Below are 22,933 nucleotides of genomic sequence, written 5' to 3' on the forward strand. Positions count from 1 at the left end.
GCGCACCGGGCCAGAGAATGGAAAAACAGGCGGATTAACGTACCGGGCCAGAGAATGGAAAAACAGATGGATTAACGCACCGGGTCACCGGTCGAAGAAAAGCAGCCGGACTAGCGAACCAGTCCGGCATAGCATCAGGCAATCGCGCGGCTTTGACCAGCCAGCTGCGACAGCACCTCATGATTTTCGATAGTGATGTATTTGCCTTTCACCGCCAGCATACCGCTTTTCTGAAAGCGGCCCAGCAGGCGGCTGATGGTTTCAACCGTCAGGCCGAGGTAGTTGCCGATATCGCCACGGGTCATGGTCAGACGGAATTCGCGCTGGGAGAAGCCGCGCTCGCCGAAGCGGCGGGAAAGGCCATAGATAAAGGCGGCAAGACGCTCTTCCGCATTTTTCTTCGACAGTAGCAGGATCATCTCCTGATCGCCCTTAATCTCGCCGCTCATCAGCCGCATCATCTGCTGACGCAGGCTGGGCATTTTGCCAGACAGATCGTCCAGGGTTTCAAAAGGAATTTCGCAGACCATAGCGGTTTCCAGCGCCTGAGAAAAGCTGGGGTGCTGACCGCCGCTGATGGCGTCGAAGCCTACCAGATCGCCCGCCAGGTGAAAGCCGGTGATCTGCTCGTCGCCCTGTTCGGTAATGGTATAGCTTTTGATGGTCCCGGAACGAATGGCATACAGCGACTTCAGTTCGTCACCGGCTTTGAACAGCGTTTGCCCTTTCTGAATAGGCTTTTTGCGCTCGATGATGTTATCCAGCTGATCGAGTTCGTGCTCGTTCAGCGTGAAAGGAATACAGAGCTGGCTGATGCTGCAATCCTGACAGTGAATCGCACAACCGCCAGACTGGATACGTCTGTTGATAACACGTTTTTCCGGGATCATAGTGTTGGCTCGAGTGATTATTGATTGAGGTCAATTTTAACATTTTTTGCTCAGCAAAGGGAACTCATCCAGGCCTTTTTAGCCACATAAAAAACAGGGACGTCACTTTTGGTGACGTCCCGTTTAAAAAAGTGCCAAAAGCCAAACCTACGTTTTATCGGGCGTCGCGGCCGTTGAACCGTAGTTATTAAGGTTGTTTTTGGCGCTTTTTCTGGAGGGTTGTTCTACCTGAATAATCAACGTCAGCACCCCGGCTAACAGGTAAAGCGCGGTGTAGGTCCAGACCACGCCCTTGATATCAAAAAAGGGCAGTACCAGCGAGGCGATGGCGGGCGCAAGAAAATTGCTCAGGCCAGCGGAGAGGTTGTAGATGGAGATCGCCGCACCTTTATGCTTCGGCTCCAGCACGGGAAATACCGCCGTCATCGGCACAAACGCCGCGACGGTAATGCCCAGCATGACGGCGGGCACCAGCGCCATCCAGAAGTTATGACCAAAGGTCACCGGCAGGTAATAGAAGGCCAGGCTGGAAATCGCGCAGCCCAGGCAGCCAAACCAGCGCACCTGACGGATCCAGCCGATATATTCGCCCAGCACGCCCCACATAATATTGGTGAAGATGGTAACGAAAAAGAATACCGCCCAGATTTGCAGCCATTCCGACATGGTAAAGCCCAGGCGCCCGACGAACAGCATCGGCATAATCACCGCAAAGCCAAACAGCGACAGCGTATTGATAATGCGGATCAGGCAGGCCAGGAAGATGTTGCGGTTAGTGAAGAGAATGGTCACGGCCCGCGACAGCTCGGTCAGTTTTTCACGTGGGGAAAGATTGGCTTTCTCGCTCTCGCCGCCGACCTTGCGCAGCAGAGTCATCGCCATCAGCCCGCCAGCCGCTACCCAGGCTATAGCAAACCACAGGGTGCCGGTTTCACCGAGCCAGGGAATGGTAAAGCTGGGCAGATAGCTGCCGACGCAGCCGATGCCGATGGAATACATCGCCCAAAACCAGCCCATGGCGGAAGAGAGCTGGTGTTTAGGCACGTTCTGCACAATCAGCATCACAAACGAATAAATGAACAGCGGATAGGCAAGACCGCGAATGCCGTAGAACAGCAGCATCAGCGGATAGTTGCGCAGCCCCAGGCCCAGCGTCATAAACAGAATATGCATCACTACCCACAGTAGAAAACCGATACGCATTGCGCGCTGCGGCGTAATGATCTCCGCGACTACGCCGGAGCTCCAGGCCGCCAGCGCCGCTGCGCCGCCGTAAACCGTGAACACCAGCGCAGACTGCGCGGGCGAAAAGCCGAGATCGGTAATGTGCTTCGACAGGAAAGCCATTTCAAAGCCGTCCCCGCTCATAAAGACGGCGATGGCGATATAACCCCATATTAACGACAAGGGGAGGCCGAACCAGTTATTGGCTGATTTCATCATATTTCCTCTCAGGCGTGCAGGTGACGGACGCCTGAGGCGTCCGCATCAGTGTTCAGAAACCGGATGCGCGAGCATCGCGCTGCTGTTGGTAGAGCAGGCGGAAGTGGTCGAGCCGCCTTTGCAAATGATGATGACGAAGCGCATTGGGCAGATAGCGCCGCAGCACGGCAGGTTTACGGCAGACCTCGGCCGGATCGCCGCCGTCGGCCAGCCAGCCCAGACGCGCCGCGCCCAATGCGCCGCCCGCTTCGCCGCCCTGATGGGTAACTATCGGCAGATCCAGCGTATCCGCAATCAGCTGCGCCCAGAACCCGCTTCGCGCGCCGCCGCCGGTCAACGAACAGCTTTCCAGCTCGGTGCCTGCCGCCCGCAACGCCTGTAGGCCGTCGGCAATGCCGAAGGCGACGCCCTCCAGCACGCTATAGGCCAGCGCTGCACGGTTAGTGGCATGGGTCAGACCATGAAAAGCGCCGGTGGCCTGCGGATCGTTATGCGGCGTGCGTTCACCGGAAAGGTAGGGCAAAAAGAGCGGGGCGCTGCGCTGAACCGTCTCGCTTAGCGCCGCCACCTCGGTCAGCAGATCGGTTTCGGTGGCGTTCAGCAGATCGCACAGCCAGCGCAGGCTGGAGGCCGCCGTCAGCATGACGCTCATCTGGTGCCAGCGATCGGGCAAGGCATGGCAAAAAGCGTGTACGGCCGAGGCCGGCGCGGGACGAAAACGATCGTTGACCGCAAACAGCACGCCGGAGGTGCCAAGGGAAATAAAAGCGTCGCCGGGTTCAATCGCCCCCAGCCCGACCGCGCTGGCCGCGTTATCGCCACCGCCGCCCGCAATCACTATACCTTCCTGCAAGCCCCAGCGCCGCGCGACATCAGCCTGTAGCCTGCCGCCGGGCTGCGATCCCTCCGTCAGCCGCGGCATCTGGTCGCGGTTCAGCCCGCAGGCCGCCAGCAGGGCATCCGACCAGTCGCGCCTGGCGATATCCAGCCACAGCGTACCGGCGGCATCGGACATATCGCTGATCTTTTCACCGCACATCTGCCAGCGCAGATAGTCCTTAGGCAGCAGAACGCTGGCGATGCGAGAAAAAATCTCGGGTTCATGGCGGGCGACCCACAGCAGCTTCGGCGCGGTAAAACCGGGCATCGCTAAATTGCCCGCCACGCTGTGCAGGTCGGCAGCCCGTTGCGTCAGCTCCTCGCACTCGGCTGCGCTACGCGTGTCGTTCCATAATATGCACGGGCGCAATACCTGATTTTCCCTGTCCAGCAGCACCGCGCCATGCATCTGGCCGGAAAGCCCGATGGCGCGGATTTGCTGCCAGCGAGCACCAGCCTGCTGGCGCAGCTCGTCAATGGCCTGCTCCAGCGCCAGCCACCAGCTGTGCGGCTCCTGCTCCGCGTAGTGGGGCTGCGGCCGCTGTACGTCCAGTTTTACACCGCTGGCGGCCACGATTTCGCCTGCGGCATCGATAACCAGCGTTTTGATTTCAGAGGTGCCAAGATCGATCCCGAGATACATTACCGACTCCTTACTCGTTCACCGGTTGAGGGACTTTGGCCCATTCATCGAGCGTGGCAACCGTCTCCGCCAGCAGCGTGGCAAAGGCGGTATCGTGGGCAAGCGGGCCAAACAGCGCCTCGTCGGCGGCAAAACGTGCGAGCGCGTCCGGGCTTGCCATGATGCGGTGCCAGCTTTCTGCTTCCAGCGCGCCATCCTGATAGACATAAGGAAGCTCGCCGCGATGCCAGCGCTGTAAAAACAGGAAAAAAAGCGCGGGCAGCACCGCCGTAGCGCGAGGCGTCTCGCCACGGGCGTAGCATTCCGTCAGGGTCGGCGTAATAAATCCCGGGATTTTTGACAGGCCGTCCGCCGCGACTCGCTGGTTGGTATCGCGGATATAAGGATTGGCAAAGCGGGCCAACACTACGTCGCGGTATGCTTCCAGCTCAAGCGGGCTGGGCGACAGCGAGGGAATAACGTCCTGGGTCACATACTCCCAGGCCATCTCTTTGATCGCCTGGGTCTGCGTGCTCTGGTGAATAAAGTCCTGTCCGACCAGCGTCCCTGCCCAGGCGATGCAGCTGTGGCTGGCGTTAAGAATGCGGATTTTCGCCTCTTCCCACGGCAGAACGGAGTCGACCAGGGTCACGCCGACCTTCTCCAGTGCAGGTCGTCCGGCGGCAAAGTTATCTTCAACCACCCATTGAATAAAGGCTTCGCCCATAACCGGTGCGCTGTCGGCAAAACCGGTCGCTTCCAGCACGCGCGGGGCGATATCCGCCGTCGGGCGCGGAGTAATGCGATCCACCATCGTATTGGGCGAGGTCGTCTGCTCCGTTACCCACGCCAGCAGCGCATCGTCGTGACATAAACGCAGAAAAGCGAGAAAGCCCTCACGGAAACGCTCGCCGTTATGCCGCAGATTATCGCAGTTTAACAGCGTAACCGGCTGACCGTGCGCCTGCATTCGCGCCTGCAAAACGCGGCGTAACGCGCCATAAAGCGTGCGCGCTTCGCCCTGCAAATCTGCGGTAATATCAGGGTGACGCGGATCGAGACGGTGGTCGCTGTCCAGGTAGTAGCCGCTCTCGGTGACGGTAAAGGCGATCACTTTCGTGGCGGCGTCTGCGCCTCGCGCAACCATAGCCGTCAGCCCGGCGTCCCACGGGACGATATGTTTGATTGAGGTAATTTTCTCATACTGACGTTCGCCTGTTGGGGTGACCGTTTCCAGCACGTATTCGCCGTTTTGCTGCGTCAGGGCATTCAGCAAGGGCACGGCATCATCGCGAATATTGCTGAGCGCGATTTCCCAGCGCGGGCCGTCCTGCTGCAACAGACGATGCAGATACCAGGCCTGATGGGCGCGATGAAAAGAACCGGCGCCGATATGTAACCAGACAGAGGGGGAAGCAGCGGTCATCATTCTCTCCTGTAAATGGGCTTTTGCTCTTGTGTTGAGCTTTTGCTTAGTTGCGTTACAGCCTGGTGAATTTTTTACCAACGGTCTGCGGGAGCGATCACAAAATTTGCTTTTGCCCGTCAATCGGGCAATTATTCGGATTGGCTTAAGGAGTGGGATATCACAATGAGCAAGCACGACAAAAAGCTGGATCTGGCGGCCAGAGCAGCCTGGATGTATTACGTGGCGGGAGAAACCCAGCAGGATATCGCTGAAAAACTTGGCGTATCGCGTCAGGTAGCGCAGCGGCTGGTGGCGCTGGCGTCAGAACAGGGGCTGGTGAGCGTCAGCGTCAATCATGCCGTGGCCGACTGCATGACGCTGGCGCAGCAGCTACAGGAAAAATTCAGCCTGGCGTTTTGTCAGGTAGTGCCGTCTGGCAATGTGGAAGGCGGCGGCTTACAGCAGATGATTGCCGTAGCGGGTGCGGAAGTGATGGCGCAAACGCTGAAAAGCGAGCGCCCGCAAATTGTCGCGGTAGGATCCGGAAGAACCCTGCGGGCCACTATCAACGAGCTGCCAGAGCTGGACAGGCCGCAGCACAGCTGCGTTTCGTTGATCGGCGCTATCGCCAGTGACGGCTCCTGCACCCGTTATGATGTGCCGCTGTGGATGGCGGAAAAAACGCAGGGACGCTATTTTATCCTGCCCGCGCCGCTGTATGCCGACAGCGTCGACGATCGCGATTTGTGGTGCAATCATCGCATCTACCGCACCGTTACGGAGAAGGCCGCCCAGGCGGATATTATGTTTGTTGGCATTGGTCAGGTTTCGCCGGGCTGCCCGCTGAACGCGGATGGCTTTATCAGCGACGATGAAGTGACCACGCTGTTGGCGGATCGGGTGGCCGCAGAGATGCTTGGCCATTTTATCGGTGAGGAAGGCGAAAGAGCGGCAACCGCTCTGGACAGCCGTTTGACCAGCGTGCGGCTGACGGCCCATACCCAACGCAATATCGTCGCCTTTGCGGGAGGCAGCGAAAAGCATCGGGCGATAGCCGCCGTGCTAAAGGGCGGTTGGATCAGCGGGCTGGTCACCGACGAGGCGAGCGCACGTTATGCGCTGGCGGCGTCCGCCTGAAGTTTTGCCAGAGCGGCCCGGTGAGGATACCATTACACTATCCTTAATCGTGGCCACCGGGGAACCTGTATCATGAGCTTTAATGATGAAGACCTGTTTAAAGACGCGATGGAAGACGTTACGCCGCTCAAGGATTGCAGCAACATTCTTTGGTTAAAATCCCCTTCGACGAAATCGCCTCGCCAGCGCCAGGAAGAGCAGCAGCTGGATAATCCGCTGACCAGCGGCTTTTTGACCGTTATCCCCCGGGAAACGCCGTTGGAATACAAAGCGGAGGGGATCCAGCAGGGCGTGCTGGATAAGCTGCGGTTGGGAAAATATCAGGTCGATGCCAGTCTTAATCTGCTGCGTCAGCCGGTAGAAATCTGCCGTCAGTCACTTTACAGCTTTATGCTGCAGGCGGAGCGCGAAAATTACCGCAATCTGCTGATCGTGCATGGTAAAGGCAAAGAGGACGAATCGCACGCCAATATCGTCCGCAGCTATCTGGCGCGCTGGCTACAGCAGTTTGATCAGGTGCAGACGTTTTGCAGCGCTCAGCCGCAGCACGGCGGCAACGGCGCCTGCTATGTGGGGCTACGTAAAAGCGAGCAGGCGCGCCTGGACAACCGCGAACGGCACGCCAAGCGCAGCCGCTAGCCGGAGTGGGATTTACGGATGGTCGCCATCAGCACTTCGGCGCTGCGGCTAAGGGGCGCGCCGGTACGGGTAATAATGCCAACCGGTTCGCCCGGCCCATGTGAGGCGACGGGCAGCGCGGCCAGCGCATTATGCAGCAGGTCGTCTTTGATCGCGCCGGAAGGCACGAACCAGACATAGTTATAGCGAAGCGCCAGCTGACGGGCGAGCGAGGTCGCAGAGGTTTCCACTACCGCGTCCGGCAGGCGGCAGCCGTGATCTTTCAGCATCGCATCGGCGATACGGCGCGGCGCGGTGCCCTCCGGTGAAATCACTACGGGCCAGTTAAGCGCCCGCGACAGCGTGACGTTGTCACTTAATAGCGGGTGTTCGGGCCTTACCACCAGCCGCAAAGACTCCAGAAACAACAGCTCGTAGGTCAGTCCGGTCATCATCTCCGTTTCGGCCATGCGGCCAATACCAACTTCAAATTCGCCCGCTCTCAGTCCGGCAAGCAGCACGTTGTTGTGCAGCGTAGCGACCTGAACCAGCGTTCTGGGCTGCTGCTGGTGAAAGCGTTCCAGAATTGAAGGCAGCATCCCCAGCGCTACCGTGGTTAACACGCCGATGCGCAGCACGGCCGGATCGCGCGCGGCCACGGGGCTGAGCGACTGACCGGCATGGTTAAGCGCATCCAGAATCCGCACCGCATGGGTCAGAAACTGCTCGCCCGCCGTGGTCAGCTGCGCGCCAAGACGGCCTCGCTCAAACAGTCTGGCCCCGGCCATCTCTTCCAGCTCGTTCAGTGTCTTTGACAGCGCAGGCTGGCTAAGCGACAGCACCTCGGCGGCGCGCCCCAGCGTGCCTTGCTGCGCCACGGCGACAAAAGTATGCAGATGGCGCAGACGAATGCGCTGATTAAACAGGTAATTTTTTTCCATAACTGCAGCGTAGTCAGCAAGGTGGCGGGCAGGCAAGCGGCGCGTTGGAATACTGTTAACCTTATTGCAAAATTTCATTAACATAAGGGCGTTTTTCCATCACTTTTCGCCGCCCGGAGGCAATAGCCTCATCACCTTTACTGATAAAAGCCCTTTTTTTCCTTGCGGATGCTTGCTTTTTTCGGGGAAATTGCTACGCAAACGGGTAATTCACCGGGTGAAATCGATAACAATCCGTTATGATAGCCAACACTTTTTTTCGGAACCGACGCCAGCCGCTTTGCACACTGCTGGCCATGGAGCGTTAACGTGGAGAGTATTGTTGCGACAGATGTCCGCGCCCTGATCAACGAAGGCGGCGTCACTCGTTATCAGCAACGTATTATCGCCCTTTGCTTTGCGGTAGTGGCGATGGACGGCATGGATATCGCCCTGATGGGCTTTATCGCGCCGGCGCTTAAGGTTTCCTGGGGCGTCACCACGCAGCAGCTGGGCGCTATCATCAGCGCCGCGCTGATCGGTCTGGCGCTGGGCGCCCTGTTTGCCGGCCCGCTAGCCGATCGCTTTGGCCGTCGCGTCATCATCATCAGCAGCGTTTTTTTCTTTGGCCTGTGGACGCTGGCGACCGCCTTTTCGCATAACGCCGATCAGATGATGCTGTTCCGCTTTCTTACCGGCCTTGGTCTGGGCGCGGCCATGCCCAACGTGGGCACGCTGGTGGCGGAATACTCTCCCGAGCGCAAGCGCGCTTTCATTATTACCGTGGTGTTCTGCGGCTTTACCTTCGGCGCGGCGGGCGGCGGCTTTGCTGCGTCCTGGCTAATCCCTCATTACGGCTGGCACGCCGTGCTGATTCTGGGCGGGCTGCTACCGCTGCTGATCGTGCCGCTGTTGCTGAAATGGTTACCGGAATCGGTGCGCTTTTTGCTGTCGCGGCAGGCGCCCGTAGAGCGCATCCGGCAGATAGTTGAAAAAATGGCGCCGGGCCAGGTACAGCAGGGAAGCCAGTTCGCCATGGCGGAAAAAGCGCAGCGCGAGGGCGCGGTGAAGCTGGTGCTGACGCGACCTTATCTCTCCGGCAGCGTGCTGCTGTGGGGCAGCTACTTTATGGGGCTGTTTCTGGTCTATCTGATCGGCAGCTGGCTACCTTCGCTGGTGAAAGATATGGGCATGACGGTTACGCAGGCCGCGCTGGTGACCGCCATGTATCAGGCCGGCGGCACCGTTGGCTCGCTGTTTGCCGGCTGGATGATGGATCGCTTTAACGCCAACCTGGCGCTGGCCGCCATCTACTTTACCGGCGCTATCGCGACGGTAGCGATTGGCTACGCGCCGGCAAATACGCTAATCCTGAGCCTGGTCGCTTTTTGCAGCGGTTTCTGCCTTAACGGGGCTAATACCGGCATGAACGCGCTGTCGGCCAGCTATTATCCTACCCACGCCCGCGCGACCGGCTCCAGCTGGATGCACGGCGTAGGGCGCATGGGCGCTATTCTCAGCGCCTTTGCCGGCGCGCAGATGCTGGCGATGGGCTGGCATATTACGGAAGTTTTCTCCAGCCTGGCTATTCCGGCTGTGCTGACCTCGCTGATGCTGCTGGCGAAATACCGCTTCGGCCACCAGCGTAGCGAAGAATAGTTTCCGGCCAGCCGTCGTCATTTCGTCGTCAAACGCATGCCTGAAACGGCGCGGTAATAGCTTTCAGCCAGCCAGCGTCATTTCGTTATCAAACCGTGTCGGAAACGATGCGGTAATAGCTTTCAGCCCGCCGTCGTCATTTCGTTATCAAAGCCGTGTCGGAAACGATGTGGCTTGAGCTGACTTTGGCTGTAAATATCCCCTTACGCCTTGCAAAAGAACGACGTTGATTTCCCGGTTCTGTTGATTAGCAGACTGCAAATTACAGCATGAACTGAACGGTTCGATAAATAATAATCATTTGATTAATAATCAGAAAAATTGGAAGAGCATGATGCAAATGTTAAGGAACCGTAAGCATTTTCTGTAAATGAGGTCACCTGTTGGACTTTGCCGTGGCGCTTGCAAATAATAGTCAGCAGATTACTCAGGACGCAGCAATGAAAAACGAACGCTTGATAAGGATAAGGACGGCAGAAGGGACCCTGTGCGGCAGTCTGGATAAGGACGTTTTTGTTTTCAGGGGAATACCTTATGCCGCGCCGCCTGTCGGCGAGTATCGCTGGCGATCGCCGAAGCCGGTAACGCCGTGGCAGGGAGAGCGTGACGCCACGGCATGGGGGGCGGCCAGCTGGCAGAACCGGCAATATTGCATGGCGGTGGGCGGCGGCGATCCGGGCGCGTTCAGTGAGGATTGTCTCTATCTGAACGTCTGGACGCCGGAAACGGAGCCGGCGGGCCCAATGCCGGTCATGGTCTGGATCCACGGCGGCGGTTTTACCATTGGCGCGGCGGGCCTGGCGCCCTATATCGGCCAGCCGCTGGCCTCGCAGGGCGTGGTGGTGGTTACCCTTAACTATCGGCTGGGTCATCTGGGATTTTTTGCGCATCCGGCGCTGGATAAAGAGTATGCGTCGGGCGAAGTCGTCAATAATTTTGCGCTGCTGGATCAAATCGCTGCTTTGCAATGGATACAGCGTAATATCGCTGCCTTCGGCGGCAATCCGCATAACGTGACGATCTTCGGAGAATCATCCGGCGCGCGCAGCGTGCTTTCGCTTTTTTCCTCGCCGCTTTCGGTTGGATTGTTTCATAAAGGCATCGCGCAAAGCCCCTATGCGCTGCCCGATCTGCCGCGCGAAAAGGCGCTGGCAAACGGCGAAAAGCTGGCCCGCCATTTTGATTTGCCGCACGCCACGGCGGAGCAGCTGCGCGCGCTGCCTGCCGACGCCTTCTGGCCGCTGGAGAGTTCGCTGGCTAACGGCCCGGTGGCGATAGCGGGCGATCGGGTTTTACCCGTACCCATGCTGAAAGTCTTTAACAACGCCGCCCAGCACAAACTGCCGTTAATGATCGGCAGCAACAGCGATGAGGCCAGCGTCCTCAGCTATTTTGGGGTCGATCCCGCGCTGATTATCCGGCAGCTGCGCGCCACGCAGCGCCTGGGATTGCGTATGAAAATGATCCGCCTGCTGTACGACGGCCTGTATGATGACGACAAGCTCGGCAGGCAGGTGGCGCGTGATATGACTTTTACCGCCATGGGCTATATCGCCGCGCTCTCCCACGCCCGCAAAGGTATCCCTGTCTGGCGCTACTACTTCGATTACGTATCAGAAAATTCGCGTGACCTTTATCCTGACGGAACCTGGCACGGCAATGAGATCCCCTATACGCTCAATACCCTCGACGAGCTGACCACGCAAATGGGCGATCGCCCCTTTACCGCAGGCGATCGCGAGTTTGCTAAAAAGGTTAGCGGTTACTGGCTGAATTTTGCCCGCCACGCCAGCCTCTTTTCTCACCGGCTCGAAGGCGAACCCAACTGGCCGGTTTGGCAGCCTGGCACAGACGTAATGATGCGCTTCGGCGAAACGGGCCCGACGCTCAGGCTGGAGAAAAACTTTATGCGCAGACGGATGCAGCTGTTTCGCCTGCTGATGAAAAATATTGTTAAACTCCGGGAATAATTTTTTAACATCGTCCCGCTGGATTTATAACGGATTAAAAAAACAAATAACAGGCGCAGCAAGGACTTAACGCTGCGTTATGGTCAGTAACGCCCTGAATAAGAAAGAAATAATTACTCATGATTTTGTTGGCGATGCCGATAACTTCTGTCAAGCGTCCACCACGCAGGACGAGCACTCGGGTTTTAACATCGTTACGGAGTAGTTATGAATTTGCTAAAAGATTTTACCATCCGCAGCGTAATGCTGTCGATCCTCGGGCTTTTCTGCCTGCTATGGACGGCGGTGGGCATTTACAGCGTCTGCGCGCTGAATTCGCTGGGCCAGGGCAACGAGGTTGACCGTGAGCTGGTGAACCAGATGACCACCCTGAGCAAGGGCAACGATCAATATTTTCGCTTTATTACTCGTCTGACGCGCGCAGTGGAATCCCGCCAGGCGGGAAGCCCAACGGCGGCTGCGGATATGGCCTCGGTACAAAAAGCGCTGGATAACATGACCAAGCTGCTGGCCGATTTCAAAGCCGAAGCGCCAGGCCCACTGGCGCCAGGCTACGCTGCTGCCGTCATCGCCAGCTGGCAGAAGCTGCTGGACGAAGGGGTTCTGCCGCAGATGCAGCTGGCACAGCAGGCGTCGCTGGACGATTTCCGTCGTCATGCCGCCAGCGTGACGCCGCCGCTCAGCCGCGCTTTTGGCGCCAGCGTGGATAAATTCAATCTTGCCGCTGGCGAAAAGCTGGACGTGACGCGCGTCACCGTCGATCACCTGACCGATATGACTAAAATGATCATTGTTATGGCGGTGATTGCCGGCCTGCTGCTCCTGCTTTTTACCGACCGCTACCTGGTAAAAATGCTGGTGCGCCCGCTGGATGGAATGCGCGAGCACTTCCGCCGCATCGCCGAGGGCGATTTGAGCCATCCGCTGGAAGATATCGGCCGCAACTGCGTTGGCAAGCTGATGCCGCTACTGCGCGCCATGCAGGATAGCCTGCGGGAAGCCGTCAGCGCCATCCGCAGCGGCACGGATAATATCTACCGTGGCGCGGCGGAAATCTCTTCCGGTAACAACGATCTTTCCTCCCGCACCGAACAGCAGGCCGCCGCGCTGGAAGAAACCGCCGCGAGCATGGAGCAATTAACGGCCACCGTGAAATTCAACGCCGACAACGCGCGTCAGGCCAGCGAACTGGCGCAGAGCGCCTCAACCACCGCCAGCAAGGGCGGCAAGCTGGTAAAAGACGTGGTGGATACCATGCAGGGCATTTCCGGCAGTTCTCGCAAGATTGCGGAAATCACCAGCGTGATTAACAGCATCGCTTTCCAGACCAACATTCTGGCGCTGAACGCAGCGGTAGAAGCGGCGCGGGCAGGCGAGCAGGGCCGTGGTTTCGCCGTGGTAGCCAGCGAAGTGCGCAACCTTGCCCAGCGCAGCGCCGGGGCGGCTAAAGAGATTGAAACGCTGATTGCGGATTCCGTTACTCGCGTGAATCAGGGATCCCGACTGGTTGGCGAAGCCGGTAGCACCATGGACGACATGCTACAGGCGGTAGCGGAAGTTGTGGAGATCATGAAGCAGATCGCCTCCGCTTCGGAAGAGCAAAGCAAGGGCATTTCGCAGATTGGCACCGCCATTACCGAAATGGACAGCGTGACGCAGCAAAACGCCTCGCTGGTGGAAGAGGTTTCTACAGCGGCCAGCGCGCTGGAGCGCCAGACCGAAGAGCTGACGCTCTCCGTTTCTAAGTTCCGTCTCTCACCGGCTACAGCCGCCACGCCGTCACCGACGCCTTACGTCAAGGCCGCGCCGATTAGCGCACGACCAGCCGTGGCGAAAGCCAGCGCCGATGACTGGGTCTCTTTCTGATCCTCGTTATGCCTTAGCCTGAAGCGCCGTGACCCGGCGCTTTTTTTATGCCTGCCGCGCGGCCAGCAGGCAAAGCTGTTCTGCTACCTGATAAGACTTCACAAAGGAGGAGACCGGCAGGAATTCAAAGCGGGAATGGAAGTTGTGCGCGCCGGTAAAAAAGTTTGGCGTCAGCAGGCCCTTCGCCGACAGCGCCGCGCCGTCGGTTCCGCCGCGCATCGGCGTAACCTTCGCGGTAATGTTCAGCGTCTCCAGCGCGGCAAACAGCAGATCTATCGCTCGTCGATCTTCGCCGATAGCGTTGCTGATATTGCTGTAGATCTCGCTGATGCTGACCTCCACCTTGCCGGTCGGATACTGTCCGGCAATCAAGGCGGCGACCTCGTTGATTTGCTGCTTGCGTTGCGCAAAGCCCGTCAGCCCGAAATCACGGATAGAGGCTTTTAGTCTTGCCTCGCTCGCGTTTGCCGTCATCTCGTTAAACCAGATATAGCCTTCACGTCCGGCCGTGTGCTCCGGCGTCTGGCGGCGGTCAAAATGGCTGATAAAATCCCAGGCCATCAGCAGGGGATTCACCAGTACGCCTTTGCCTGACATCGGATGCGCCGGCACGCCGGTGAAGCGGATATCCGCCGACGCCGCGTTGAAATTTTCATAGACCACTTCGCCCAGCTCGCAGCAGTCAATGGTATAAGCGAAATCGACGTTAAAGCGTTTCTCCAGATCCAGCGCTTTGGCACCGCGCAGGCCGATCTCTTCATCAGGCACAAAGGCGACCACGATATCGCCGTGCGTCGCTGCGTCGCGGAGGTTTTCCAGGAGCGTCATCACGACCGTAACGGCCGCCTTATTATCGGCGCCCAGCACGCTGGTGCCGTCGCTAAAGATAATTTCCTCATGCTGATAAGGGACGATCTCCGGGTGTTCAGCCACCCGCAGCCAGATCTCCTGTTCACTGTTGAGGCAGAGATCCTGGCCTTCAAAGCGCAAAATCTGCGGGTGAATATGGGGCGAGAGGCCGACATCGACGGTGTCGATATGGGTGATAAAACCGATACGCGGCGCGCCCGGCGCCTTGCCGGGCAGGACAGCGGTAACGGTCGCGCATTCATCGATCTGCACCTTTTCCAGCCGCAGGGCGCGCAGCTCTTCCGCCAGCAGGTTAGCCAGCGTCTGCTGACCGGGCGTGCTGGGCAGGCTGGTCGCGGCGGCATCGCTCTGGCTGGTGACGGCAAGATAGCGGAAAAAACGGCTGGTTAACTGGCTGGCCAGTTGCTGAGACATAGACAATCCTGTGCTTAAGAGAAGAAAAGGGCCGGGCGGCCCTGCTTATCAGCAAACGCCAAAGTCGCCGTCTTCATGGTAAAGATTGACCGAGCTGGCAGGCACCTCGATCTCTTTTTTGTCGGCATCATCCACTCTGGCACAATAAAGCGTCTCGCCTTTAACCTGCAATACCACCATCTTTGGGCCGCCGGTTTTACTTTGCACAATATCATCAGTTTTAAACATGGTATTTCTCCTGTGGTCTCCTTCTATTAACGGTTAGTAAATGAGCATTTGCAAGTGCTTCGTCAGCAAACTGCTGAAAAGTCACTATACTTACCCTTCACGCAAAGCAAACGGGAGGATATTGATGACTATTCATAAGAAAGGTCAGGCACACTGGGAAGGCGATATCAAGAAAGGTAAGGGCACTATCAGCACCGAAAGCGGCGCGCTGAAAGAACAGCCTTACGGTTTCAACACCCGCTTTGAAGGCAAGCCGGGCACTAACCCGGAAGAGCTGATCGGCGCGGCACACGCTGCCTGCTTCTCGATGGCGCTCTCGCTGATGCTGGGTAACGAAGGTCTGGTGCCGGACAGCATTGACACCACGGCGGACGTCTCGCTGGATAAAGTTGGCGAAGGCTTTAAGATCACCAAAATCGCGCTGCAGAGCCAGATCGCTCTGCCGGGCGTCGACAGCGCTAAGTTTGATGAAATCATCAATCAGGCTAAAGCGGGCTGTCCGGTTTCCCAGCTGATGAATGCGGAAATTACGCTGGATTATAAGCTGAACTAATCGGGCCCCGATACCCTGCCGCCCGGCAGGGTATTATTTCTTCTTTCTACTGAAAATATCTTTATAGCGCACTGGCAATGTGTTGCTAATTACCCGTTAATTAAATCCCCTCGGTAAACATCCTCTGAATAACCTGGCCGATCTTAACAGCAGGTCTGTTTAATCAGCGTTATCTCCAACGCGCTATTTTATTTCGCTTCTGCCGGGGCGCGCATTCAGGATTAACCGTAACATCAGTAAGTTGTATGGATAAATATCAAACCGAATTCCCTTTGCTATTTGGATAAAACAAGGTTAATAGTGGTTTGCGGCTTGATTCCGACTCAGGCTTCACGGCATTGATATCCGGCACTGACTTAATCTTTTAATCAGGGGAGAAGGGGATGAAGCAATCGGTATTGAAAGGAGTAACAGCCGCTATGCTACTGGCAGCGGCAACGGGCGCGGCGGCCAATACGCTGGTATTCTGCTCGGAGGGATCGCCAGAAAATTTTAATCCGCAGCTTTATACGTCAGGCACCAGCGTAGATGCCAGCGCCGCGACCGTTTATAACCGGCTGGTGGACTTTAAACCCGGCACCACTGAACTTATGCCAAGCCTGGCAGAAAGCTGGGATATCAGTGCTGACGGCACCGTTTACACCTTTCATTTACACAAAGGCGTAAAATTTCAAAGCAACCGCTATTTTCATCCCACGCGCGATTTTGGCGCAGACGACGTAATTTTTTCTTTTATGCGGCAGAAAGATCCGCAGCACCCTTATCACAACGTTTCCGGCGGCACCTACGCCAACTTTGAAAGCCTGGAGTTCGGCTCGCTGATTAAAAATATCGAGAAACTGGACGAGCACACCGTGCGCTTTACGCTGGCCCATGCCGAAGCGCCGTTTCTGGCCGATCTGGCCTGGTATTTTGCTTCTATTCTTTCGGCTGACTATGCCGATGCCATGCTGAAAGCGGGCACGCCGGAGAAGGTCGACAGCGATCCGCTCGGCACCGGGCCTTTTGTGCTCGCGCAGTATCAGAAAGATTCGCGCATTCTTTACCGCGCTTTCCCTGAATACTGGCAGGGGAAAGCGAAGCTGGACAGGCTGGTTTTCTCTATTACCCCGGATGCCTCGGTACGTCTCGCCAAGCTGACCAAAAATGAATGCCAGGTGATGCCGTTTCCCAACCCGGCCGATTTGCCCAAAATACGGGCGGACAGCAATCTGGTGGTGATGCAAAAACCCGGACTCAACACGGGCTTTCTGGCGTTTAACACGCAAAAAGCCCCGACGGATAACGTCCGGGTGCGCCAGGCGCTGGCGATGGCGATCAACAAACCTGCGATTATCGACGCTATTTTTCAGGGTACGGGCACGACGGCAAAAAATTTGCTGCCGCCTGACGTCTGGAGCGCCGCCAGCGATTTACAGGATTATCCTTACGATCCGCAGCGCGCTAAAGCGCTGTTAAAAGAGGCGGGCGTGGCGCCGGGCACCGCCATAGAGCTGTGGGCGATGCCGGTTCAGCGGCCTTACAACCCCAACGCGCGCCGTATGGCGGAGATGATCCAGGCCGACTGGCAAAAAGTGGGCATCAACGCCCATATCGTCACCTTTGAATGGGGCGAGTATCTGCAGCGCGTTAAAAACGGCGAGCATCAGGCGGCGCTGATGGGCTGGACCACCGCAACAGGCGATCCGGATAATTTCTTCGGGCCGCTGTTCAGCTGTACCGCGACGAAAGGCGGATCGAATTCGGCTAAGTGGTGTTACAAGCCGTTTGATGCGCTGATTACTGAGGCGCGCTCGGAACAGGATCATCAGAAGCGCGTGGCGCTTTACCGCCAGGCGCAGCAGATGATGCACGATCAAATGCCGGCGGTGATGATTGCCCATTCCACCATTTTTGAACCGGTACGCAAAGAGGTGACGGGCTATCAGGTTGATCCTTTTGGCAAACACCTTTTCTGGCAGGTCGATCTTAAATAGCCGCGGCTATTCGGCGCGGGAGCGGGCCATTTCAGCGCCCGTTCCCGCTGTGCTTGCCTAATTCTTCGCAGGCATAGGCAAGGAACAGATTCAGCGCCGCTGAACGCTGACGGCCGGTCACGGTCTGAACCTGCAATGTACGCTGGGTCAGCTGATCGATCCCGAGAGAACGCAGCGCCAGATCCAGCCCGGCGTACTGGAACAGCACCGTGAACGGGCTGCATAGCGTGATCGCCAGCGGGTTTTGCTGTAAAAATGCATAGAGCGTGCTGAAATTATTGCAGGTGAGTACCGGCTCGATAAAGGTGCCGTTCATCTGACAGGAGAGATCAAACAGCTGGCGCACCGTGGTAGCGCGATCGGGCAGCGCCATCGGCCAGGCGGATAAATCCTGCAGCCGGATCGACTTTTCCGCCAGCGGATGGTCTTTACGCATCACCATCAGCACCGGCGCGGGCCAGGAGCCCAGCACCTCGACGCCGCGCTCCGGATGCAGGCTGAACTGAAAAGCCACATCGCATTCGCCCTGGCGCAAAATATCCGCCACCTCCTCAACGCTTCCTACGGTCAGGTTAAAGCTGACCGCCGGATTGAGCTGACGGAACCGCGAACACAGCCCCGGCAGCAGGCTGAACGCCATGCCGTCGGTACAGGCGACGCGCAGCGCCGTGCGCCGTACCGCCTTCAGGCCTTTGATTTCCGCTTTTGCCTGCTCCATGCCCAGCAGGCTTCGCCTGACGTGACCCTCAAAAATTCTGCCCGCATCGTTAAGGATCATACCGCGCGCATGGCGCTCAAACAGCGGCGCGCCAATATCCGCCTCCAGACGCTGGATCTGACGACTGATAGCCGAAACGGCCACAAACAGCTGCTGGCTGGCGGCGCTAAGCGAACCTGTACTGGCGACGGCCAGAAAATAGCGGACTTCAGGACTAAGCATAAACCTGCCTCTTTATGGTGCATGCTGCCTGGTAGTGCAGCGAACCTTTGCTTTTGCAGCAAAGCTTGTTTGATATTTTTATAATTGTGGCAAAGCCAGATTTTAGCTTAGATGGAAGCCATAACACTATAAAAGCAAACACAGGTGACTTATGACCCTCGAGCAGCTTCTGACGCAGGCCATGGCATGGTTTGACCGCGGTGAGTTTAAACAGGTGCTGGCCAGACGCATCGCCATTCGTTCCGAAAGCCAGCGGGAGAACCGCGAGGCGGAGATCCAGCGCTACCTGCAGCAGGAAATCGCCCCGGCCATGCAGGCAATGGGCTTTGAGCTAATCGCAATCGATAATCCTCAGGCGCCGCGCTACCCGTTTCTGCTGGCCTCGCGTATTGAAGACGCCGCGCTGCCGACGCTGCTCTGCTACGGACACGGCGACGTAGTGTTCGGCGACGACGAAAACTGGCGCGAAGGGCTGGCTCCGTGGCGGCTGACGGAAGAGGGCGACCGCTGGTACGGGCGGGGCAGCGCGGACAACAAAGGCCAGCACTCGGTCAATATCGCCGCGCTCGAACAGATCTACGCGGCTCGCGGCGGCAGGCTGGGGTTTAACTGCAAATTTTTGTTCGAAATGGGCGAAGAGATCAGCTCGCCCGGCCTGGCGCAAATCTGTCGCGAAAACCCGGAACTGCTCGGCGCAGATATTTTTATCGCCTCTGACGGCCCCAGGCTGAGCGCCGAAAGGCCCACGCTGTTTCTTGGCTCGCGCGGGGCGGTAAACGTTCGGCTGAGCATCAACGCCCGCGATCGCGACTACCATTCCGGCAACTGGGGCGGCCTGCTCAGCAATCCTGGCACCCAGCTGGCGAACGCTTTTTCCTCTCTGGTGAACCAGCACGGCCAGCTTCAGGTTGCGTCGCTGAAGCCGCCGGCGCTGACGGAAGAGATCCGCGCGATCCTGAGCGACATTACCCTGCAACAGGATGTCAACGGCCCGCAGATCGATGCGCAATGGGGCGAAGCGGGGCTGACGCCCACTGAACGGCTCTATGGCTGGAACACTCTGGAGATGCTGTCCTTTCTGACGGGCAATCCGGCGCGGCCAATGAACGCTATTCCCGGCAGCGCAACGGCGGTCTGCCAGCTGCGTTTTGTGCCGGGCACCGACTGGGAAAACATTGAGCGTCACCTGCGTGAGCACCTGGCCGCAGCAGGATTCAGCCAGGTAGAAGTGAAGATGCTGCGCGGCTCGCCAGCAACCCGGCTCGATCCGCGCAATCCGCTGGTGGGCTGGGCGCTGGAGGCAATCCAGCAGGTCAGCGGCAAAAAGCCCGCGCTGCTGCCAAACCTGGGCGGTTCACTGCCGAATGACGTCTTCGCGCATATTCTGAACCTGCCCACGCTCTGGATCCCGCACTCCTATCCGGCCTGCGGCCAACACGCCGTGGATGAACACATGCTGCAATCTGTTGCGCGTGAGGGTTTGCAGATAATGACCCGGCTGCTGTGGGATCTGGGCGAGAAGGGCAGCGAACTGATTGCCAGCCACCAGCGGTTCAGGCAGCAGCAAGGAGGCGCGCAATGAGTACCTTAATCGACCAGCAGCGTTCTGTAGCGGCCACGCCCAACCTGTATAAAACGCTGTTCGCCACCTGTATCGGCAACGCGCTGGAGTGGTTCGATATTGCGATTTATGGCTTCTTCGCCAGCTATATCGCGCAGGCTTTTTTCCCCACGGCGGATCCGGCGGTGTCGCTGCTGCTGACCTTCGGCAGTTTTGGCGTTTCTTTTCTGATCCGCCCGCTTGGCGCGGTGGTGCTGGGCGCCTATGCCGATCGCGTCGGGCGCAAAAAAGCGCTGCTGATGTCCATTTCCCTGATGATGCTGGGCGGCGCTATCATTGTTCTTATGCCCGCTTACGCCACTATCGGCCTGGCCGCGCCGGTGTTGGTGCTGCTGGCTCGCCTGATCCAGGGTTTTTCCGCCGGCGGCGAATTCGGCAGCTCGACGGCTTTCCTGGTTGAGCACTTCCCGCAGCGCCGCGCTTTTATCGCCAGCTGGCAGTTCGCCACTCAGGGAGCCAGCACGCTGATGGCTTCGGCGTTTGGTCTTGGGCTGGCACACTCTCTGAGCGAGGCGCAGATGGAAAGCTGGGGCTGGCGCCTTCCTTTTGCCTTCGGCCTGCTGATTGGCCCGGTCGGGCTGTACATTCGTCGTCATTTGCACGAGCCGGAAAGCTTCAGCCGCCGTGAGAAAATTCGCTCGCCGCTTCGGCTGTTGGCAGGGCAGCAGAAAAGCCTGATGCTGCTGGCGATCGGCCTGATGATTATTTCAACCGGCATCAACTATATGCTTAACTACGTGCCGACCTACGCCACCAAAAGCCTGCATCTTTCTGCGACCACGGCCTTCAGCGCCACGCTGCTTGCGGGCATAATCCTGACGGTGGTCACGCCGCTGATGGGGCTGTGGGCGGAAAAAATCGGGCGCAGGCCGCTGATGTGGGGCTCGCTGTCGCTGCTGCTGGTAACTATTTATCCGGCTTTCGCGCTGGTGGTGAACCAGCCGACGGCGGGCAGGCTGCTGTTGCTGGTCGGCTGGTTGGCGCTGCTGAAATCGGTCTACTTCTCAGTGGTGCCGTCAATGATGGCCGATCTCTTCCCGGTGACCACGCGCGCCAGCGGTATGGCGATTAGTTACAACGTCGCTGTGACCTTGTTTGGTGGTTTTGCGCCGCTGATCTGTACGTTGCTGATTAGCGCGACCGGCACCAGCCTGGCACCGGGCTATTACCTGATGGCACTGACGCTGCTCAGCGGCTGGGCGCTACTGAAAAGTCAAACCAGGCCAGGAGAAGAACAAACGGGCGAGCGGGGTGAAGCGCTGTAGAAGCAGCCCGAAACGAAAGGTTCATGCCTTTAGTAAAAACTCTGGCAACCGGCCAGGAACGAGCCTTTGTTAAAAACTCTGGCAACTGGCCAGGAACAAAAGATGCGTGCCTTATAAAACCAGCCTGAAACAACGGATATGCGCCTTTCAGGCTATGTGCAGCAACCAAACGCGACAGGCGCGCGCCTTTCTAAAGCGATAAAAAGCCCGCGTGATTATGACGCGGGCCAAACAGGGCAACGATCGATACGGCTAAGCCAACCCTGGCTTAACTGGCGGTGACCACTTTAATTGCCAGGCCGCCACGAGAAGTCTCACGATATTTAGCATTCATATCTTTTCCCGTTTCATACATGGTTTCAATCACCTTATCCAGACAGACCCGAGGCTCGCTGACGCGATAAAGCGCCATCCGTGCCGCGTTAACCGCTTTGACGGCCGCGATGGCGTTGCGCTCAATGCAGGGTACCTGCACCTGGCCCGCCACCGGATCGCAGGTCAGCCCAAGGTTATGCTCCATGGCAATCTCCGCCGCGATGCAAACCTGGGCTGGGCTGCCGCCCAGCAGTTCGGCCAGCCCGGCGGCGGCCATGGAGCAGGCGACGCCCACTTCTCCCTGGCAGCCTACTTCCGCGCCCGAAATCGAGGCGTTCATCTTATACAGCGAGCCAATAGCGCTGGCGGCCAGGATAAAGCGAGCCAGCGAACCGGCGTTGACTTCACGAATAAACTTATCGTAATAGGCAAGCACCGCCGGGATAATACCGCAGGCGCCGTTGGTCGGTGCGGTTACCACGCGGCCGCCCGTGGCGTTTTCCTCGCTGACCGCCAACGCAAACATATTGATCCAGTCAACTACCGCCAGGGGATCGCTGGTGGTTTTATCGCTGCTGACCAGCGTGCGGCGCAGGGCTGCCGCACGACGCGGCACCCGCAAACGGCCTGGCATAATGCCTTCCGTAGTCATGCCGCGAGCAATGCCGTTGCTCATGACTTCCCACAACCGCAACAAGTAAGCATCCAACTCCTGCGGAGAATGTAAAGCCCGCTCGTTTTGCATCATCAGCCCGGAAAGCGACAGCCCGGTTTCGGCGCAGTGCTGGCGCAGGTCGGCGGAATTTTTATAGGGCCAGGGCACCGCAACGGCGCTTTGCCGTGGCTGATGAAAATGCGCTTCATCAACGATAAAGCCGCCGCCCACGGAATAGTAGACTCTGGTCAACAGGCGCCGGGAACCGGCAAAGGCGGTAATACGCATCCCATTTTCATGAAGCGGCAAATTCACGCTGTGAAAAACCATGCACTGCTCAAGCGGAAAGGCGACTTCGTGTTTGCCTTCAGCCAGGGGAAGATGACCCGTAGCGGCCAGCTGCTGCATAAAAGGCGCAATGGCATCAATATCGACGCTTTCCGGCAGCCAGCCGGCCAGCCCCATAATAATAGCGGTGTCGGTATTGTGCCCTTTGCCCGTCGCCGCAAGCGAGCCGTATAAATCGACAACCAGCGAGGTGGCGTCAAGGAGCAGATGGTGGGCAATTAATTCATCAATAAAAGTTTTACCGGCCTTCATTGGCCCGACGGTATGCGAGCTGGAAGGCCCGATACCGATTTTAAACATGTCGAAAACGCTAATCATAAAAACTCCGCGCGAAAA

18 protein-coding genes are annotated in these 22,933 nt (G+C 57.9%); 9 read left to right on the top strand and 9 right to left on the bottom strand.

Annotated elements, in window-relative coordinates:
- Window positions 1-134: 134 nt before the first annotated feature.
- The 4 genes from QCD69_RS08405 to dalD all read right to left on the bottom strand — a co-directional run bounded on the left by QCD69_RS08405 (window position 135) and on the right by dalD (window position 5,260).
- Complete coding sequence (locus tag QCD69_RS08405) at window positions 135-890, bottom strand: FNR family transcription factor (protein WP_125287641.1); 756 nt, start codon at window positions 888-890, stop codon at window positions 135-137.
- 147 nt (window positions 891-1,037) lie between these two features.
- On the bottom strand, window positions 1,038-2,330 hold the full coding sequence (locus QCD69_RS08410; protein ID WP_253453976.1) for an MFS transporter: 1,293 nt from the start codon (window positions 2,328-2,330) through the stop codon (window positions 1,038-1,040).
- A gap of 55 nt (window positions 2,331-2,385) precedes the next feature.
- Entirely contained in the window at window positions 2,386-3,855 is a 1,470-nt protein-coding gene (gene xylB, locus QCD69_RS08415) for a xylulokinase (protein ID WP_301251691.1), read from the bottom strand.
- Window positions 3,856-3,865: 10 nt separating this feature from the next.
- Window positions 3,866-5,260, bottom strand: coding sequence for a D-arabinitol 4-dehydrogenase (gene dalD / locus QCD69_RS08420; protein WP_301251723.1), 1,395 nt, complete (start codon window positions 5,258-5,260; stop codon window positions 3,866-3,868).
- Between the two features lie 165 nt (window positions 5,261-5,425).
- On the opposite strand from dalD, the gene QCD69_RS08425 reads away from it, so the two are divergent.
- Complete coding sequence (locus tag QCD69_RS08425) at window positions 5,426-6,379, top strand: sugar-binding transcriptional regulator (RefSeq protein ID WP_253453982.1); 954 nt, start codon at window positions 5,426-5,428, stop codon at window positions 6,377-6,379.
- Between the two features lie 72 nt (window positions 6,380-6,451).
- On the top strand, window positions 6,452-7,018 hold the full coding sequence (gene smrA / locus QCD69_RS08430) for a DNA endonuclease SmrA (protein ID WP_301251692.1): 567 nt from the start codon (window positions 6,452-6,454) through the stop codon (window positions 7,016-7,018).
- Here the strand turns inward: smrA and QCD69_RS08435 are convergent.
- Window positions 7,015-7,938 carry a LysR substrate-binding domain-containing protein gene (locus tag QCD69_RS08435; protein WP_253453985.1) on the bottom strand — a complete coding sequence of 308 codons (924 nt, stop codon included), beginning with the start codon at window positions 7,936-7,938 and terminating at the stop codon, window positions 7,015-7,017. The genes smrA and QCD69_RS08435 overlap by 4 nt on opposite strands.
- Before the next feature lie 309 nt (window positions 7,939-8,247).
- Here QCD69_RS08435 and QCD69_RS08440 point away from each other — a divergent pair, with 309 nt between their 5' ends.
- From QCD69_RS08440 to QCD69_RS08450, 3 genes are all read left to right on the top strand, one after another.
- Complete coding sequence (locus QCD69_RS08440; protein ID WP_301251694.1) at window positions 8,248-9,576, top strand: MFS transporter; 1,329 nt, start codon at window positions 8,248-8,250, stop codon at window positions 9,574-9,576.
- 440 nt (window positions 9,577-10,016) lie between these two features.
- Window positions 10,017-11,546, top strand: a complete 1,530-nt coding sequence (locus tag QCD69_RS08445) for a carboxylesterase/lipase family protein (RefSeq protein ID WP_301251695.1) — start codon at window positions 10,017-10,019, stop codon at window positions 11,544-11,546.
- Window positions 11,547-11,753: 207 nt separating this feature from the next.
- Window positions 11,754-13,412, top strand: a complete 1,659-nt coding sequence (locus tag QCD69_RS08450; protein ID WP_301251696.1) for a methyl-accepting chemotaxis protein — start codon at window positions 11,754-11,756, stop codon at window positions 13,410-13,412.
- Between the two features lie 45 nt (window positions 13,413-13,457).
- On the opposite strand, the gene pepT is transcribed toward QCD69_RS08450, so the two are convergent.
- Both pepT and QCD69_RS08460 read right to left on the bottom strand, forming a co-directional pair.
- A complete protein-coding gene (pepT, locus tag QCD69_RS08455) occupies window positions 13,458-14,696 on the bottom strand; it encodes a peptidase T (protein ID WP_301251697.1) in 1,239 nt (412 codons plus the stop codon).
- 48 nt (window positions 14,697-14,744) lie between these two features.
- Entirely contained in the window at window positions 14,745-14,924 is a 180-nt protein-coding gene (locus tag QCD69_RS08460) for a DUF2158 domain-containing protein (protein ID WP_125287631.1), read from the bottom strand.
- 124 nt (window positions 14,925-15,048) lie between these two features.
- On the opposite strand from QCD69_RS08460, the gene QCD69_RS08465 reads away from it, so the two are divergent.
- Together QCD69_RS08465 and QCD69_RS08470 are read left to right on the top strand one after the other, a co-directional pair.
- The gene (locus QCD69_RS08465) at window positions 15,049-15,477 is read left to right on the top strand and encodes an OsmC family protein (protein ID WP_125287630.1); all 429 of its coding nucleotides are present in this window, start codon (window positions 15,049-15,051) and stop codon (window positions 15,475-15,477) included.
- A 419-nt stretch (window positions 15,478-15,896) separates the two neighbouring features.
- Window positions 15,897-17,453, top strand: coding sequence for an ABC transporter substrate-binding protein (locus tag QCD69_RS08470; protein WP_441004981.1), 1,557 nt, complete (start codon window positions 15,897-15,899; stop codon window positions 17,451-17,453).
- A 31-nt stretch (window positions 17,454-17,484) separates the two neighbouring features.
- On the opposite strand, the gene QCD69_RS08475 is transcribed toward QCD69_RS08470, so the two are convergent.
- Window positions 17,485-18,393, bottom strand: coding sequence for a LysR family transcriptional regulator (locus tag QCD69_RS08475; RefSeq protein WP_301251701.1), 909 nt, complete (start codon window positions 18,391-18,393; stop codon window positions 17,485-17,487).
- Between the two features lie 151 nt (window positions 18,394-18,544).
- Here QCD69_RS08475 and QCD69_RS08480 point away from each other — a divergent pair, with 151 nt between their 5' ends.
- Together QCD69_RS08480 and QCD69_RS08485 are read left to right on the top strand one after the other, a co-directional pair.
- A complete protein-coding gene (locus tag QCD69_RS08480; protein WP_253453999.1) occupies window positions 18,545-19,975 on the top strand; it encodes a M20 family metallopeptidase in 1,431 nt (476 codons plus the stop codon).
- Entirely contained in the window at window positions 19,972-21,279 is a 1,308-nt protein-coding gene (locus QCD69_RS08485) for an MFS transporter (RefSeq protein ID WP_253454001.1), read from the top strand. Before QCD69_RS08480 ends, QCD69_RS08485 begins: the two co-directional genes overlap by 4 nt.
- A 268-nt stretch (window positions 21,280-21,547) precedes the next feature.
- Here the strand turns inward: QCD69_RS08485 and QCD69_RS08490 are convergent, their stop codons facing one another.
- A complete protein-coding gene (locus QCD69_RS08490) occupies window positions 21,548-22,915 on the bottom strand; it encodes an L-serine ammonia-lyase (RefSeq protein WP_301251702.1) in 1,368 nt (455 codons plus the stop codon).
- Window positions 22,916-22,933: the final 18 nt, after the last annotated feature.

Source organism: Erwinia sp. PsM31 (assembly GCF_030433775.1).
In the GTDB taxonomy this organism is placed as follows: domain Bacteria; phylum Pseudomonadota; class Gammaproteobacteria; order Enterobacterales; family Enterobacteriaceae; genus Erwinia; species Erwinia aeris.